Genomic DNA, 16002 nt, shown 5'->3' with positions numbered 1-16002 from the left:
AGTGAATTTACGTCGTGTCGTGCTCACAAGAACACCTTCCCGCAGAATCCCACGATCCCGCTACTTCAGGTGTCCACCAACAGAGGCTAACCCCAAGTCGTAGGTGAGGGAGCGATTGGGAAAATGGGTTTAGTGAGAGAGCGTCGCGGGGATTGGGTGGTTTGGTGAGAGAGCGTCGCGGGGATTGGGTGGTTTGGTGAGAGAGCGTCGCGGGGATTGGGTGGTTTGGTGAGAGAGCGTCGCGGGGGATGGGTGGTTTGGTGAGAGAGCGTCGCGGGGATTGGGTGGTTTGGTGAGAGAGGGTCAGGAGTCCATGTTCGCGTAGCGCTCGGGGCGGGCCAGGACTTGGCCGATTTGGGCCGTGCCCGCGGCGACGGCCAGCCGGACCAGCAGGAACCCGGCCGCGAACACCGCACCGATGGTCAGGAACACCACAGGCTGCGTCAACAGGACCATCCCGGTCAAAGGAAGCACCAACGCCGCCGCAGCAGCAGCGGAAATCCCGGCCACCAGGAACAAGGGTGACATCACTGCCCTGACCCGCGCCGCCACCATGAGTTTCCGGGGCATTCCCACGCGGTCCACTGCAACGAGCGTTGACGCCCGGTCCAGCACTGCGGCGGCCTGGTTCACGCCTGCCGAGCACGCAACCATGAGGAACGAACCCAGCAGCGTGATCATGACTCCAGTGTTGATATCGCGCACCAACAGCGCGGTCTCATCACCTGCACTTCCACCCATCGTGTCCGCTACCGCCATGCCCACTCCCACGAACACGCCCACAAAACTGGTCATCGCGACGCCCCCAACTTGCCGCCACGATTCCTTGGGGCTTTCCAAAACCGTCCGCGCGGCCAAGAGTTGTTCCGGTCGACGCGCCCGTTTCAGGTGCGCGGATGCCATCAAGCGCAGGATCCACGGTCCCATGAGGTTCAGCGCCAGCAGTGCCATACCGAAACAGCCGCCCATCACGGCGATGATCACAATGAACGCACCGAAACTGCTGAGCATCCCCATGGCCACCACCCCGACGACCACCACCAAAGCCGCCACCAGCCCGCGGACCCAGTGCGCGCCGTCGGCCGTTTGCCTGGTCCGGACGCCAAGCGGTGTCACCACCACTTTCCTCAGTCCCAGTGCGGCACTGACCGCAGCCAAGAGGCAGACGGAGAAGATGGAGCACAGAATGGCGGGCAGCGGCAGCCAGGCGTAGGAACCGATGGCATGTCCCCGGAACTGGATCAGCCCAAGGAACGGCGCCACGCACGCGTAGAGCCCCGCACCTGCCACGGCGCCGATTGCCGCAAGGACCGTGGACTCGATGACTGTCATCCACACGACGGTTGCACTGTTGGCTCCCAACAGCCGGAGGGAAGCCAGGCGGTCATCACGACGGCGGGCGGCGAGTCGGGCGGCCGAGGCGCCGAGCGTCAGCAGCGGGACCACCAGGAGGACCATCGCGACGACGGCCAACGCTTGGTAGGTGCCGGCGATCGGGTCATTCCATGACCAGAAAACCTGCGAACCGCCAGCGACTGTGAGCAGCAAAGCGGTGACAGTTCCGAAGGCCAGGACGGGAAGTCCAGCGTCGCGAAGGCCCGACTCCCGGAAGCCTCCGTTGCTGCGGGCTACATACGGAGTCAGCCGGATGGCCATGGTGAGGCTAGACATTGAAGGCTCCCTTGAAGTTGATGGGAGCCGCAGCAGGAGAGGGCGCTACGGGCCCGGCGCTGTCTGCCACGATCCGGCCGTCCCGGAGTTCGACGATCCTGCTGCAGCGGGCAGCCACGTTGGGATCGTGGGTCACCACCAGGAGCGTCCTTCCGTTGGCGGCGACCGAGCGGAGCAGGACATCGAGGACCTCTCCGGATGTTGCCGAATCCAGGGCGCCGGTCGGTTCGTCGGCGAAGACCACCCGGGCGCCCGTTACCTGTGCCCGGGCGATCGCCACCCGTTGGACCTGCCCTCCTGAGAGCTCGCCGAGGCGCCGCTGCTCCATGCCGGCCAGTCCCAAAGCCCCAAGCCATTCGGCAGCGCGGGATTCGGAAGTCCTTCGGTCCGTGCCGTTCAGCATGAGTGCCAGGGCCACGTTTTCGACCGCCGTCAGTTCCGGCAGGAGCATGCCCTGCTGGAACACGAAACCGAATTCCTCGCGGCGCAGTTGGGACAGTGCTGCGTCCCCCAACGTATCCAAGCGCAGCGGCGCCGAGGGGGTCTGCAAGGTGACCGAACCGGCGTCGGGCCTCAGAATCCCGGCGAGGCAGTGCAGAAGGGTGGTCTTCCCGGAACCGGACGGACCGATGATCGCAATGGATTCACCGGCCCGCGCGGCGAAGTCGACGTGGTCCAGGGCGACGCTTCCGGGGTAATGCTTGGTGAGTTGCTGGGCGTGGAGGATGGCGTTCATACATCCAGCATGTCCAAGGTGCGGGGGCGCAGGCGTCAACCCGGTGGCTGAACTGTGCGGGACCACCTCCACCCGCGGTATGAGACTCAACTGGGGGACAGTAAACGGCGCATTGGGCCGTCAATGGAGCATTATGTGTCCCCTACTTGGGCTCAGCCCCAGCGATCCGCAGCTTCGCGACGTTCTCTTCCAGCACGCCCCTCGCGTCCTCACCCAACAACGAATCCGTGATGAGCTCATCGGCCTCGTCCAGCCCGGCGATCGAGGCAATCCCGACTACGCCCCACTTGCTGTGATCGGCAAGGACCACAGTGCTGCGGGCCGAGGCCATGAACGCCCGATTGGTCTCGGCCTCCAGCAGATTGGGCGTGGTGAAGCCCGCCTGCGCATCCATGCCGTGGACGCCGAGGAACAGCGCATCCAGGTGGAGTTGCTTGAGCGATGACGTGGCGATCGGACCCACCAGGGCGTCCGACGGTGTGCGCTCGCCGCCGATCAGGATCACGGTGGACCCAAAACGTCCCGGCCCGGAGGACGAGCCGTGATGGAACAGATCCGCAATGCGCACAGAGTTGGTCACCACGGTGATCCGCGGTCCGTGGACGAGTTCCTGCGCCAACGCCCACGTGGTGGTGCCGGCGCTGAGGCCGATCGCCATGCCTTCCTGTACCAACGAGGCCGCCTCAACGGCGATTGCGTGCTTTTCCACGGTCAGTTGCGTGGACTTGAGCTCGAAACCGGGCTCATGGGTGCTGGCATCTCCGGGTAGCTTGGCACCGCCGTGGATGCGCTCAACACGGCCGATTTCCTCCAGCGCCTCGATGTCCCGCCGCACGGTCATGGGGGACACCCCCAGCAATTGGGCGAGGTCCGAGACGCGCACCACGCGCTCACGCTGGACGGCGTCGATGATGGCGGAATGGCGTGCTGCCTGGAGCATCAGGACCTTTCTGGAGAGCCTCGTCTGGGGTGGGTCTGGCTACAGTCTAGGGCGCACGGGCGTCCCGTAACGGAATAAACGACGACGGCGCCGCTCACCACCGCGGGTGGGCGACGCCGTCGGGCGCTGCTTGGAAGCCGGACGCTACTTGCGGAGCGATTCGGCGATCTGGGTCATGATCGAGGGGTCGGCCAGGGTGGTGGCGTCGCCGGTGTCGCGGCCTTCTGCGATGTCTTTGAGGAGGCGGCGGACGATCTTGCCCGAGCGGGTCTTGGGCAGTTCCGGAACGATGAGGAGTTGCTTGGGTTTGGCGATCGGGCCGATTTCCTTGCCGACGTGGTTGCGCAGTTCCAGGACGGTTTCGTCGCCGTTGTTGGTGGCGTCGCCGCGGAGGATGACGAACGCGACGACGGCCTGTCCGGTGGTTTCGTCAGCGGCACCGACGACGGCTGCCTCGGCCACGGCAGGGTGCGAGACCAGGGCGGATTCGATTTCGGTGGTGGAGAGACGGTGTCCGGAGACGTTCATGACGTCATCCACCCGGCCCAGGAGCCAGACGTCGCCGTCTTCGTCCTTCTTGGCCCCGTCGCCGGCGAAGTACATGCCCTCGAACCGGGACCAGTAGGTGTCCTTGAACCGTTCCGGGTCGCCCCAGATACCGCGGAGCATGGAGGGCCACGGTTCGCGGACCACGAGGTAGCCGCCCTCGCCGTTGGCCACTGAGGCGCCGTTCTCGTCCACGACGTCCACGGCGATGCCGGGCAGCGGGACCTGGGCTGAGCCGGGCTTGGTGGCCGTGACTCCGGGCAGGGGTGCGATCATCTGGGCGCCGGTTTCGGTCTGCCACCAGGTGTCCACGATCGGGGCGGGGTTCTTCTTCGTTTCGCCGTTCTTCCCGGCGTTGCCGCCGATGACTTCGCGGTACCACATCCACGCTTCGGGGTTGATGGGTTCGCCCACGGAACCCAGGACACGGATGGAGGACAGATCGTACTTGCCCGGGATCTCCCTACCCCACTTCATGAAGGTCCGGATGGCGGTGGGGGCGGTGTAGAGGATGGAGACTTTGTATTTCTCCACGATTTCCCACCAGCGGCCCTGGTGCGGGGAGTCCGGGGTGCCTTCGTACATGACCTGGGTGGCGCCGTTGACCAGCGGGGCGTAGGTGACGTAGGAGTGGCCGGTGACCCAGCCGACGTCGGCGGTGCACCAGTACACGTCCGTTTCCGGGTGCAGGTCGAACACGGATTTGTGCGTGTACGCGGCCTGGGTGAGGTACCCGCCGGTGGTGTGCAGGATGCCCTTGGGCTTACCCGTGGTGCCGGAGGTGTAGAGGATGAACAGCGGGTGTTCGGAGTCATGCCCGACGGCGGTGTGCTCGGTCCCGGCCGCGGCTACAGTCTCGTCCCACCACAGGTCCCGGCCTTCGACCCAGTTGACGTCCTCGCCGTTGCGCTTGACCACAACGACGTTTTCGACCGTGTGACCTTCTTTGGAAAGGGCTTCGTCCACGGCGGGCTTGAGCGGGGAGGGCTTCCCCCGGCGGTAGGTGCCGTCCGCGGTGACCACGAGCTTGGCTTCGGCGTCCTCGATCCGGGACCGGAGCGCGTCCGCGGAGAACCCGCCGAAGACCACCGAATGCACGGCACCGATCCGGGCACACGCCAGGAGCGTGATCACGGCTTCAGGGATCATGGGCAGGTACACGGCCACGCGGTCGCCCTTGGCCACACCGAGCGCCTCGAAAGCGTTCGCTGCCTTCTTCACCTCTTCGGTGAGTTCAGCGTAGGTGTACGTGCGGGTGTCCCCGGGTTCGCCCTCGAAGTAGATCGCTACCCGGTCCCCCAAGCCGTTCTCCACGTGCCGGTCCAACGCGTTGTACGCGGCGTTGACCTCGCCGCCAACAAACCACTTGGCAAAGGGCGGGTTGGACCAATCCAACGCCTCCGTGAAGTCCTTGTCCCAGGACAGCAACTCACGGGCCTGCTTCGCCCAAAACGCAGGCCGGTCAGCCTCGGCCAGGGCGTACTCATCAGCTGCAACAACAGCGTCCGCCGCGAACTCAGCCGACGGCGCAAACTTCCGGTTCTCATGAAGGAGGTTTTCAAGGGCCTCGACATGTGGTGCCTGTCCGCTTCCAGCAGTCGTCGCTGCAGCGGTGGCCGTGGATCCGTTGGTGTCCTGGGACATGGTGAACCTCATCATTCATCGATCTTTGCTGCGCAGACACGGCCTCACGGTCCGCGCACGGGCCGTGTTCCGGCGTCGTGCGTGGTCCCGCGAAGCGTGCCGCAGTGCTGTCCGCCCCCAACACTATCGCTTTGGGAGGTCCTACGTGTGCGTGGTCACAAAGTGGCCAGTGAGCGGTACGGATTTGGCGCCGAATGGCGCCTCTGCCGCCGGGGAACCGCTTACATGACGACGACGGCGGCACTCGCTTTCGTCGTCCGGCGTCACAGTCTCCCGTGCCTGTCTGTAAGGCACCTTGGAGTTAGCTGAGGGCGAAGCGGAACGGCCTGTTTCAGCTAGAAGACTGTCTGTGGGGTGGCATAGGCTGAATAAGTCTTGGGGACGCCCAGAGGCGTGTCAGGTTGTACCGCGGAATGCTGCGGATGGCCGGTCCGGACTGTCCAAGACGACGCCGCACGAAGGAGATAGAGATGAACCAGCTGAGACCAGGCCCTAACGAATCGCAGACAGCGGGACCGGACACCAAGGCTGGAGCTGCCACCCCATCAGGCAACCAAAGTGTTTCCGGTGCCACCGCCAAATTCGACGCCGTGCTGGGTCCCTTTACGATCCGCGACCTGACCGTTTTCGGTTCAGTACTTTTGATGTTCGTCGCTTCGCTGCTGCCGATGTTCGGCGGGCGTTACAACCTTTGGAACCTGGGTAACCTTTTCTTCCTCCTCTTGGGAATCCTCCTGCCATTGGTTGTGGCGGCTTTGTTCGTAGCGCGCCGCCTGCAGCCAGGAACCATCGTCCGGGTGGGTTCGCTCTCGATTGACCAGTTCGCCTCCGTCACGGCCGCGTTCTCCCTTCCCCTGTTCTTCCTGACGATTGCCGATTCCTTTAACGGCGGAGTGCTGTTGGGATTGATTGGCTCCCTCGGCCTCCTTGCCGCAACGGTTTTGGGTCCCCATCTGCCGTTCCTCTCGGCTGACTTCAAGGGCCGCGCCGAGGTTCCGGCCCATAACGTGGCCCGCCCGGCCGCCGTGCCCACCCGCAAGCCGTCGGCGCCCAAGGAACCGAAGCCGGCCAAGGAAGGAAAGTCTTCCCCCGGGTTCTCCATCCCCGGATTGCGTGGTTCCGCACCGAAGCAGCCGGGTGAGGCTTCCGGCGTCGTGCATTCGGCAGACTCGGGCGGGCAGGCGTCCGCTCCGGCTTCTTACGGCGCCACAGCTGCCTACAATGGCCAGGCGCCTTACAACGGCCAGACGCCTTACAACGGCCAGGCGCCGCACGGTGCCGGTGCGCCAGTGACCCCGGGCGCGGCCGCTGCGGGTGCCGCCACGCATGGAGCGCCTCAGCCGGCGGGCCAGGCACCGCAGGCGGGCCCGGCCGTATCAGGTTCGCCGGCAACCCAGGCTTCGCCCGCCGTTCCCCGGAGTGGCGCAGGGCAGCCGGCCCAGCCGGGAACGGTTGCCCAGGAACAGGCAACAACCCAGCACGCTCCCCAGCAGGGTGCGGCTGCACAGTCCGGCACCGGTGCGCAGCAGGGCGCGCAGCAGGGGGCGGCGACGCAGCATGGTGCGGCAGCACAGCCCGGAACCGGTGCGCAGCAGGGCGCCGGAGCCCAGCCTGCAACCGGCGCACAGCAGGCTGGCGCCGGGCAAGCCGTGGCCCAGCAGGGTACGGCAGCCCAGCCCGCAACCGGCGCGCAGCCTGAAAAGTCCGTGTCCGCACAGGAAGCTGCAACCACGCAGCACGCCGCGCAAGCTCCGGCCGCCCAGCAGGCCCCGGCCCAGCCGGCAGAAGCCCAGTCGGCTGCCCAGCAGCCGTCCGGCGAGCGTTCGTGGGCTGCCACCATGGCAACACCGATTGTCTCTTCGGACACCCGGGCGGTGACCGACTCCATCGGGGCTACGGTTGACCCCGCAAGCCGTCCCGAGGAATCGCACGATGCTCCGCATTACGAGGCCTTCTGGTTTGCCGTAGGCCAACCCCGGACAGCTTTCGATGAACGGACAGGCGCTCCCGCGTTCGTGATCGAGCCCGGCGGATGGGTCCTGGCGCTGGAAGACCGCGGCCACGAATTCCTGGTGCAGGATACCGACGGCAAGGTTGGGGTCCTCCGCGAGCTCAGCAACATCGAACGCGGCTAGGACAGGACACCGTGGCCATCACCGCAGCTGGTTCACCGCTCGCCGTCAAACGACGGGCACGCAGGATCAACAAGGTCCTCGCGGAGAAATATCCGTACGCCCACGCGGAGCTGGATTTTCGCAATCCCTTCGAACTGGTGGTGGCCACGGTCCTGTCCGCCCAAACCACCGATGTCCTGGTCAACCAGGTCACCAAGATTCTCTTCGCCCGGTACCCGGACGCCCGGGCCTTGTCCGAGGCAGACCCCACGGAGCTGGAAGCCATCCTGCAACCCACGGGGTTTTTCCGGGCAAAGGCGCGCAACGTCCTTGCCCTCAGCACGCGGCTGGTGGATGAGTTCGACGGCCAGGTGCCGGGACGGCTTGAGGACCTGGTGACCTTGCCTGGTGTCGGACGCAAGACGGCCAATGTGGTCCTTGGCAATGCGTTCGGCGTCCCGGGCATCACCGTGGACACCCATTTCGGCAGGCTGGCGCGCCGCTTCGGATGGACGGAATCGGACGATCCCGTCAAGATCGAATTCGACGTCGCCGAACTGTTCGAACCCCGGGATTGGACCATGTTGTCCCACCGGGTGGTCTTTCATGGCCGCAGGATCTGCCATGCCAAGAAACCCGCCTGCGGAGCGTGCCCGGTCGCCAGCCTCTGCCCAAGCTACGGCGACGGCGAGACGGACCCGGTCAAGGCCGCCAAGCTGCTCAAGTACGAGCTCGCACCCGGCGCCGAAGCGTTGCTCGAGCGATTGCTGGCCGAGACCCACCGCGCGGCCGAGATCCGCATGGAATCACAAAGGAGGCCTGTTGACGGCGTTTGAGGACCTGTCCGCCCTGGTGGCCCGCTATGAATCGGGTGACGGAGGGACCTCCGAGCACTGGACCAAGTTGCCAGTCAGCGAGGAGACCAACAGGGCTGCGGCGGTGCTGATGCTTTTCGGCAAGCTGGACAACATCCCGGCCGAGTCTGACCGCCCCATTGCGCCTGCGGACCTGGACGTGCTCCTCCTTGAACGTGCCCACACCTTGGATGACCACCCCGGCCAGGTGGCCTTTCCCGGTGGCAGCGTCGATCCCGAGGACGAATCAGTGGTAGCCGCGGCGTTGCGCGAAGCTGTCGAAGAGACGGGCCTGGATGTCGACGGTGTCCGCGTCCTGGGTGTGATCCGGGAATTGGGACTCATCCGCAGCAACTTCCGGGTGACGCCCGTGGTGGCCTGGTGGGATGCCCCTTCGCCGGTCCGCGTGGTGGACTATGCCGAATCCGCCCAGGTTTTCCGTGTTCCGGTGCGGGACCTGCTGGATCCGGTCAACCGCGTAACGGCCACCATCAGCCGCTTCGGACGAACGTACACCAGCCCGGGCTTCACCGTGAACGGACTCCTGGTCTGGGGTTTCACGGGAATGGTGCTCAGCGGCCTCTTCGATGAGCTCGGCTGGACGGTCCCGTGGGACGAAGGCAAGTTCCACGACGTCGATCTTTAACGCCCTGTTCCACCGCAGCGGGTGGGGGTCAGGCTGCCTGCCGTGCCGCCGTCGAACGGTCAACAATCAGGCCGGTGGCCGCGTTCTCACGGACCGCATTGATGCCGTCCACCACGCCCTTGAGATGCTTGAACGTGGGCGATTCGGCTACCACCGTTCCGTCGGCCGCGGTGAGGCGGAACCGGTAAGCGTCGTCGCCGTCCTTGAGAATTTCAAACCTGCCAGCCATCGTTGCTGCCCCCTCGTCAATGCGTCATTGCATGCGTCGCGTGTGCGCTTGTGTTGCGCGCCACAAAGAGACCGTATCCAGAAGGTGGGGCGAATTAAAGTTACTTCCGGGTACCCGTCATGGAACGGTCATTCTCCATCACAAAGCGCTATGTGACTGGTCGGAAGGCCGGTCGGAGGCTAGTGTGCCGGGGGTGATTCCGGTTGGAGTACGCGGCGCGGTTCAGGGATCGGCGAGGTCCGGAGTGCTTCCCGAACGGTGTGCTCGGCTTGGTCCAGGCGCCGCTGTTCCATGGATCTCAGCTCGCGGACGTCCGCGGGGTCCAATCCCGGCTGTCCGGCCAATCCCGCCAACCAAGCCAGGCTTGCCACGCTGTCGTGCTGCTCGCCGAGGGCCCGCTGCAGGGTCATCGCGGCCTGGATGATGGTGGCGGCCTCGCTCCCCACGGCCCCGGCGATCGCCTCCACCGCATACCGGAGTCCCTTGATGTCCTTCCGGGCCTGATGGAGTTGTTCGTTGCGCCGGGTTCCGGCAGTCGATGCCCGCGCCAGGCTTCCCTGCGCAGTTTCCCAAGCCGCCTGCAGCAGGACCACGGCAGCATCAAAGTGGGGAGCGCTGCCTACGTCCTGTTGGATGGGCCCAGGGAAAATGGCCCGCGCTGCGGCGTCCAAGGTTTCTTTTGCCCGTCGATCCGCAGCCACGCGCCGGGCAATGCTGTTGCTGCTGCCAATCAGGCCGGCTACGGCGGCACGAAGGGCATCTGCTGAGACCCACGCCACAGGTGCATCCAGCCACAACGTCATCCGTTGGGACAACACGTAATCGTCGCGGGCTTCTCCAAGGGACCGGGCCAGCCAGCGGATGTCCTTTCGGGTGCTTTCCGGAACCGGCGGAAGATACGCGCCGTAGCAGGACAGGACGGAGCGCAACCGGCGCAGGGCGAGCCGTGCTTCATGGACGGCCTCCTGGTCCGCCGCGGCAATGAGCGGCAGGCAACCTTCCAACTCCGCGAGCTGGAGGGACAGGTACGCATCCAGGGAAGCCCTGACCTCCGAGTCCATGGAGACAGTTTCCCGCCGTGCGCCACGGGTGGACAAGCGTTTGGCTACTTCGCCTTGTCGTACGAATCGACCACGGCAATGCTCACCGGAAACTCCACAGGTATGCGCCCGAACATGAGTTCCTTGGCGGCGTTCGCGGACTCCTGGATCGCCATGACGCAGGCGTCTACGGCCTCATCCGTGGCATGGACCATGACTTCGTCATGCAGGAAGAAGACGAGTTCCCCTGACGGCAAACCCTCGGCACGCAAGGCGCGCAGCCGACGTCGTAATTCTGCCAGCCAGCAGGCCGCCCATTCCGCTGCCGATCCCTGGACTACGAAGTTCCGGGTGAAGCGGCCGCGCGAGCGGGCCAGGTTGTCTGCACGCCGCTGCTCTTCGGCCGTGGTGGATTGCTGGCTCCGCAGCCAGCCCACTGACGGCGCAGGGCTGGTCCTTCCGAGTCTGGTGGTGACCGTGCGTCCGGCCTCGCCCTCACGGGCGGCCTGCTCCACGAAGCCCACGGCCCGGGGATAGGTACGCGCCAACTGCGGCATCAGCCTCCCGGACTCTCCGGTAGTGGCGCCGTAGATTGCACCGAGCAGCGCCACCTTTGCCTTTTGGCGGTCACCACCGAAACCCTGGGCAGCGATACCGGCGTAAAGGTCCTTGTCCCGGGCCGCTTCAGCCATCTTCGTGTCCTGGGCCAGGGCCACCAGGACCCGCGGCTCAAGTTGGGATGCATCGGCGACAATCAGCTTGTGCCCTGGGTCCGCATGGACCGCTGCCCGGATGTTCCTGGGGATCTGGAGGGCGCCGCCACCCCGCGAGGCCCATCGCCCGGACACCACGCCGCCCACTACATATTCAGGATGGAACCGACCCCCGCGGACCCAAGCGTCCAACCATGCCCAGCCATTCGCGGTGTGCAGGCGGGAGAGCTTCTTGTAGGCGAGCAGCGGCGGGATGGCCGCATGGTTTGACTGCTGGAGCTCCCACTGGCGCGTGCTCTTCACTTCGATCCCGTTGCGGTGCAAGGCGCGCATGAGGTCCTGCGGCGAATCCGGATTCAGAGCTGGGGAATTCAGGATCTGGCGCAATTCGGTGCACAGCGACTCAAGCGCACGTGGCCTGTGCCCGGAAGGCGGCCGGGGGCCCAGGACGTCCCGCAGAATCTGTTCGTGCAGCTCTTCGCGCCACGGAACACCCGCGAACTGCATCTCCACGGCGATGATTCCACACGCCGATTCGGCGGCCAGCAGGAGCTGCAACCGCTGCTTCTCCGGACCATCTACTTCCGCGACAGCTGCCTGCTGCGCCGCGAACTCCGTCCGGAGCTCCGTCAGCCCGGCTCCGGTGGGAGCGACGTCGTCGAAGAGAGCGTCCTGCTCCGCGGGTGGGGGCGACGGGAGCAACGTCCGGGGCGGCACGGTGTCATCGTCCTGGACGAGTTTCTCCGCGTTCCTGGCGAATTCGGTGTGTGCTGTGATCGCTGAGTTCGCCAGGATGGCACCGCACAGGGACAGGTCATGGCAGCGGTCCACCTCCACGCCCTCGGCCAACAGTTCCGGATACCAGTCCTGCGCGCGGTTCCAGACCCAGCGGGGCCGCTGGGTTTCGAGTTCACGCACGACGCCGGGCAACTCACCGCGGCGGATCAGGCGCGGATCGGCTGTTGGCTTCCCGGAAGGGGAGATTCTTTGTATGGCTGCGCCGTCCTGGTGGGCGGCGAGCAGCAAATACATGCTCTCCATTCTGCCGTGTCCTGCGGTTCCACTGTTCCTCCACAGACCCGTCCCTCCCGGTGTTGTCCACATGGGGGTGGTTCCCGCTTACGCGCCGCTGTCGCCGGCCACCAGAGTGGCTTCATGGGCAAGCGGCAAAGAGCGCAGGGGCAGGTAGGCAATCAGGGGACGCAAGCATGGACTCCGGAAAACAGCGCGGACATCCTGCTGGTCACGGCCGATGGGTACCTCCAGGACGAAGCCCGCCGCATTGTCGCGGCCTCAGGTGGATCGCTGCATCTCGCCGAGGGCATGGAAGAGGCAATGCACGGGTGGGACACGGCTGATGTTGTCCTGGTGGGCAGCGACGTCCGGGAGCTTCCACCACGGCGCAGAGCCCCGGCGGTGCTCCTGGGCCGGGCCGCCGAGGGCGATGCGCTGTGGCAACTCGCAGCTGCCCTCGGGGCCGAACGCGTCGCGGTGCTGCCGGGAGCGGCTTCGTGGCTGGCTGAACACCTGAGCCTGTCCGTCGCACCGGATCCTGGTGGTACGGTCCTTGGCATCGTGGGCGGACACGGAGGTGCGGGGGCCACCACCACCGCCATCTGGTTGGCCCAGGCCGCTGCCGGACTCGGAACCAGCACGCTTCTGATCGATGGCGATCCGTGGGGTGGCGGCTTGGAACTGGGGATCACGGACCAGGATCTTCCCGGGCTGCGGTGGCCCGACTTCACGGCAACGCGGGGGAGCATCGATCCGAACCAGTTCCGTGAGTCGCTTCCGGTTGCCGGCGGTTTCACTTTCCTGTCCTGGCCCGGTGCCCGGGATGCGGTTCCACCGCCGGACACCGCCTCGGTTGCTGCAGTCCTGGACGCCGCCCGCCGGGGTTATGAACTGGTGGTGGTGGACATCGGCCGGAGCGTGGAAGCCCTCAGATCGTTTGCCTGGGACTGCGACAAGATGTTCCTGCTCACCACGCCGCACCTTAAGTCCGCCGTGGCCGCTTCACGGACGCTCAATGAGTTGGCGCCAGGGGATACTGCATTGCTGGTCAGGGGAGGTGCCGCTCCTTCGGTTGATGCCCAGGTGATTGCCGATTCCTTGGGTCTTCCGCTCGCCGGGACCGTCCCTGCCCTCCGCGGAGTAGCCGGCGCAACGGAGCTTGGCCGCTTGCTGGATATGGGTCAACGGCGGCCAGTAACCCGGTTCGCCGAGGCCCTCCTGGACATGGAGGGAGTTCACCCGTGAACAGCCAGGCGTTCAACGGAGGCCGAAGGAGACAACAGCGACGACTCGACTCCGTGCTCCTTGAAACGGTCAGGGAGTCCGTCTTGGCAGGCAACGGCCCCGTGACGCCCTCCACCGTGGCTGCGGCGGTCCAAGCCAGCGGCAAACTGCTCGGCGCGGCAGGCGCGCTCGAGGCGGCAGAGTCCATCAATGCAGAACTCAACGGACTGGGTCCCCTGCAGCACCTGGCCCAGGATCCAGGAGTCACGGACATCTTTGTCAACGCCCCCGGAGATGTGTGGCTGGACAGGGGAAACGGGCTGGAACGCTCATCCGTCAGGTTCGACGCTGAACAGCAGGTCAGGTCCTTGGCCGCCCGGCTGGTAGCCGCAGGGGGACGCCGCCTGGATGATGGTTCCCCGTGCGTCGATGTCCGGCTCAAAGGTGGTTACCGGGTCCATGCCGTGCTCCCACCCATCTCCACAGCCGGAACGCTGCTGTCCATACGAATCCGACGGGAGGAATCCTTCGGCCTCCAAGAGCTGCGCCTCAGCGGAATGTTCTCCGAACAGATGGAAGGCGTGCTGCGGGCCATCGTGGCCCGACGGCTCAGTTTCCTGGTCAGCGGGGCCACTGGATCCGGCAAGACGACTCTCTTGTCCACGCTGTTGGGCCTGAGCCACCCGTCCGAACGCCTCGTGCTGATAGAGGACGCGGCAGAACTGAACCCGGTCCACCCCCATGTGGTCACCCTCGAGTCCCGCCACGGGAACCTCGAGGGCGGAGGCGCACTGGATCTTGGCGAACTTGTACGCCAAGCACTGCGCATGCGGCCCGACCGCCTGATTGTCGGAGAATGCCGGGGCGCCGAAGTCCGGGAATTGCTGACGGCACTGAACACCGGACATACGGGCGGTGGGGGAACCATCCACGCCAACACTGCGGAAGCTGTGCCCGCTAGGTTGGTAGCCCTGGGGGCGCTCGCCGGCCTGAATGCTGAGGCCGTTCGGTTGCAGGTTGCCAGCGCGCTTGATGTGGTGATTCACGTTGAACGGACCAGTGCCGGCCGCAGGGTTGCTTCGGTCGGGGTGCTCGTAGACGCCGCTGGGTTGCAGAGAGTCCTCCCGGCCCTGTCGTGGCATCCCGACGGGCTGGAACGGGGGCCCGGGTGGCCGGCGCTGGCCGTCAAACTGGGTTTCAGCGGGGACGAATGACCATGGTGCTGTTCCTTGTTCTCGCCGTCGCCGCATGGCTGCAGCTACATCGGCCGCGGTCTGCCTTCCGAAGGGTCCTTGGGCCTGTTTCCAGGCCAGGCGTGCCCGCCCGCCGCCGGGGCATCCGCTTTGCATTAGTGGCCAGGCGCCCACCCCCGGCCGGGCCGGTATCCATGGTGGTTCTGGTCCAGCAGCTGGCCGCACTGTTGCGTGGCGGCCGCGGACCGTCGCAGCTGTGGGAGGAGTTGTGGCTGGTGCACCATTCCGCACGCCGGATGGACAAGCACGGACAGGTGGCGGGTTCCCTGCGGCCACCGGCCATTTCCGAAGAAGCTTTGAGGGTCCTTGCGGCAGCAAGAGCAGCATCGGCAGTGGGAAGCTCGACGGCGGACGCCATCCGAAGGGCGGTTGCCACGGCCTACGCACCCCGTGGGAACGTCGAGCGCCGCATCTGGGTGGAGTTGGCCGCCTGCCTGGATGTGGCGGAGATCAGCGGGTGCCCCCTGGCCGACCTTCTCACACGCTTTGCGGCTCAACTGGAGGCCGAAGAGGATGCCGAAGCAGCCCGTCAGACGGCGCTGGCCGGACCCAAGGCCACTGTCCGGCTGCTGTCCTGGCTACCGGTTTTTGGCCTGGTACTCGGCATGGCCCTGGGCGTCGATCCACTCGGCATCCTGCTGGGCAACATCCTGGGCATGGGAACCCTGGCTGCCGGCCTGCTACTGACGGTGGCCGGCAGGGTGTGGTCGTCCCGGCTCGTGGCGTCCGCCGCGGGAGGCCCGTGATGCCCGGATTCCTTCTGGTGGGAGTCCTTGTTTTGGCGGCGATGCTTGCGTTCCGTGGCCGTGGCCGAAGCCGGGCAGAGTCCACCTCCCGGCTCGTACTCCGTGGGGATCGTGACGGCCCGCTTTCACCTGGGGACATTCGGGCCAGCTCTTCGGGGACCACGGACGAAGGACTCACCGACGTTGCCATGATGCTGGAGCTGATCGCTTCCATGCTGGACACAGGGGCAGGTATCGGGCGGGCCCTTGAACTCATCGCGGCCAGCTCCGCGCCCACGATCAGTGCTTCGTTGAAGCCGGTGGTGGCAGCGTTGTCCATTGGTGCGGACTGGGAGACAGCGTGGCAGTTGCCGGTCCAGCCCTCAGCGGATGTAGAACGGCTTCGCGATGCGCTGGCATTTGCTGCACTGACCGGTGCTCCGTCGGCATCAATCCTCTATGCGCAGGCCGCCCGGGAACGGCGCGAACAATTCCGCGCTGCGGAGAAACGTGCTGCCGCCTTGGGGGTGAAACTGGTTGTCCCTTTGGGCCTGTGCTCCCTGCCGGCCTTTATTTGCCTGGGAATCGTTCCCGTACTCATCGCCATGCTCCCGCCGGGCTGAGCCCAAGCACTCGTCCTCCACACCGTTCGT

At 65.8% G+C, this 16002-nt stretch carries 14 protein-coding genes; 7 read left to right on the top strand and 7 right to left on the bottom strand.

Going from position 1 to position 16002, the window contains the following annotated elements:
* Positions 1 to 303 precede the first annotated feature (303 nt).
* The 4 genes from ACH488_RS16575 to acs form a co-directional block, all read right to left on the bottom strand.
* Complete coding sequence (locus ACH488_RS16575) at positions 304 to 1671, bottom strand: FtsX-like permease family protein (RefSeq protein ID WP_397325654.1); 1368 nt, start codon at positions 1669 to 1671, stop codon at positions 304 to 306.
* Positions 1664 to 2407, bottom strand: coding sequence for an ABC transporter ATP-binding protein (locus ACH488_RS16570; RefSeq protein WP_397325653.1), 744 nt, complete (start codon positions 2405 to 2407; stop codon positions 1664 to 1666). The genes ACH488_RS16575 and ACH488_RS16570 overlap by 8 nt, the downstream gene beginning before the upstream one ends.
* 142 nt (positions 2408 to 2549) lie before the next feature.
* On the bottom strand, positions 2550 to 3347 hold the full coding sequence (locus ACH488_RS16565; RefSeq protein WP_397325652.1) for a DeoR/GlpR family DNA-binding transcription regulator: 798 nt from the start codon (positions 3345 to 3347) through the stop codon (positions 2550 to 2552).
* 144 nt (positions 3348 to 3491) lie between these two features.
* Complete coding sequence (gene acs / locus ACH488_RS16560; protein ID WP_397325661.1) at positions 3492 to 5537, bottom strand: acetate--CoA ligase; 2046 nt, start codon at positions 5535 to 5537, stop codon at positions 3492 to 3494.
* A gap of 470 nt (positions 5538 to 6007) precedes the next feature.
* Here acs and ACH488_RS16555 point away from each other — a divergent pair, with 470 nt between their 5' ends.
* From ACH488_RS16555 to ACH488_RS16545, 3 genes are read left to right on the top strand one after another with little or no spacing between them, the layout of a single operon-like run.
* Positions 6008 to 7672: a hypothetical protein gene (locus ACH488_RS16555; RefSeq protein ID WP_397325651.1), complete on the top strand. Its 1665-nt coding sequence runs from the start codon at positions 6008 to 6010 to the stop codon at positions 7670 to 7672.
* A gap of 11 nt (positions 7673 to 7683) precedes the next feature.
* Positions 7684 to 8487 (top strand): endonuclease III, encoded by an 804-nt coding sequence (gene nth, locus ACH488_RS16550; RefSeq protein ID WP_397325650.1) that lies wholly within the window; start codon positions 7684 to 7686, stop codon positions 8485 to 8487.
* A complete protein-coding gene (locus tag ACH488_RS16545; protein ID WP_397325649.1) occupies positions 8474 to 9151 on the top strand; it encodes an NUDIX hydrolase in 678 nt (225 codons plus the stop codon). Before nth ends, ACH488_RS16545 begins: the two co-directional genes overlap by 14 nt.
* Before the next feature lie 28 nt (positions 9152 to 9179).
* Here the strand turns inward: ACH488_RS16545 and ACH488_RS16540 are convergent, their stop codons facing one another.
* The 3 genes from ACH488_RS16540 to ACH488_RS16530 form a co-directional block, all read right to left on the bottom strand.
* Entirely contained in the window at positions 9180 to 9380 is a 201-nt protein-coding gene (locus ACH488_RS16540) for a YegP family protein (protein ID WP_397325648.1), read from the bottom strand.
* A 179-nt stretch (positions 9381 to 9559) separates the two neighbouring features.
* Positions 9560 to 10441, bottom strand: coding sequence for a CHAD domain-containing protein (locus ACH488_RS16535; protein WP_397325647.1), 882 nt, complete (start codon positions 10439 to 10441; stop codon positions 9560 to 9562).
* A gap of 44 nt (positions 10442 to 10485) precedes the next feature.
* On the bottom strand, positions 10486 to 12165 hold the full coding sequence (locus ACH488_RS16530) for a bifunctional 3'-5' exonuclease/DNA polymerase (protein ID WP_397325646.1): 1680 nt from the start codon (positions 12163 to 12165) through the stop codon (positions 10486 to 10488).
* A 123-nt stretch (positions 12166 to 12288) separates the two neighbouring features.
* Here ACH488_RS16530 and ssd point away from each other — a divergent pair, with 123 nt between their 5' ends.
* Genes ssd through ACH488_RS16510 form a run of 4 tightly spaced genes read left to right on the top strand, consistent with a single transcriptional unit; the run spans position 12289 to position 15972 of the window.
* On the top strand, positions 12289 to 13392 hold the full coding sequence (gene ssd, locus ACH488_RS16525; RefSeq protein ID WP_397325645.1) for a septum site-determining protein Ssd: 1104 nt from the start codon (positions 12289 to 12291) through the stop codon (positions 13390 to 13392).
* Positions 13389 to 14585: a TadA family conjugal transfer-associated ATPase gene (locus ACH488_RS16520; RefSeq protein WP_397325644.1), complete on the top strand. Its 1197-nt coding sequence runs from the start codon at positions 13389 to 13391 to the stop codon at positions 14583 to 14585. The genes ssd and ACH488_RS16520 overlap by 4 nt, the downstream gene beginning before the upstream one ends.
* Complete coding sequence (locus tag ACH488_RS16515; RefSeq protein ID WP_397325643.1) at positions 14582 to 15370, top strand: type II secretion system F family protein; 789 nt, start codon at positions 14582 to 14584, stop codon at positions 15368 to 15370. The genes ACH488_RS16520 and ACH488_RS16515 overlap by 4 nt, the downstream gene beginning before the upstream one ends.
* Complete coding sequence (locus tag ACH488_RS16510) at positions 15370 to 15972, top strand: type II secretion system F family protein (protein WP_397325642.1); 603 nt, start codon at positions 15370 to 15372, stop codon at positions 15970 to 15972. The genes ACH488_RS16515 and ACH488_RS16510 overlap by 1 nt, the downstream gene beginning before the upstream one ends.
* The last annotated feature ends 30 nt before the right edge of the window (positions 15973 to 16002 follow it).

This window comes from Paenarthrobacter sp. NPDC018779 (assembly GCF_044391085.1).
Lineage (GTDB): Bacteria > Actinomycetota > Actinomycetes > Actinomycetales > Micrococcaceae > Arthrobacter.
This window is presented reverse-complemented; position numbering and strand designations above follow the sequence as displayed.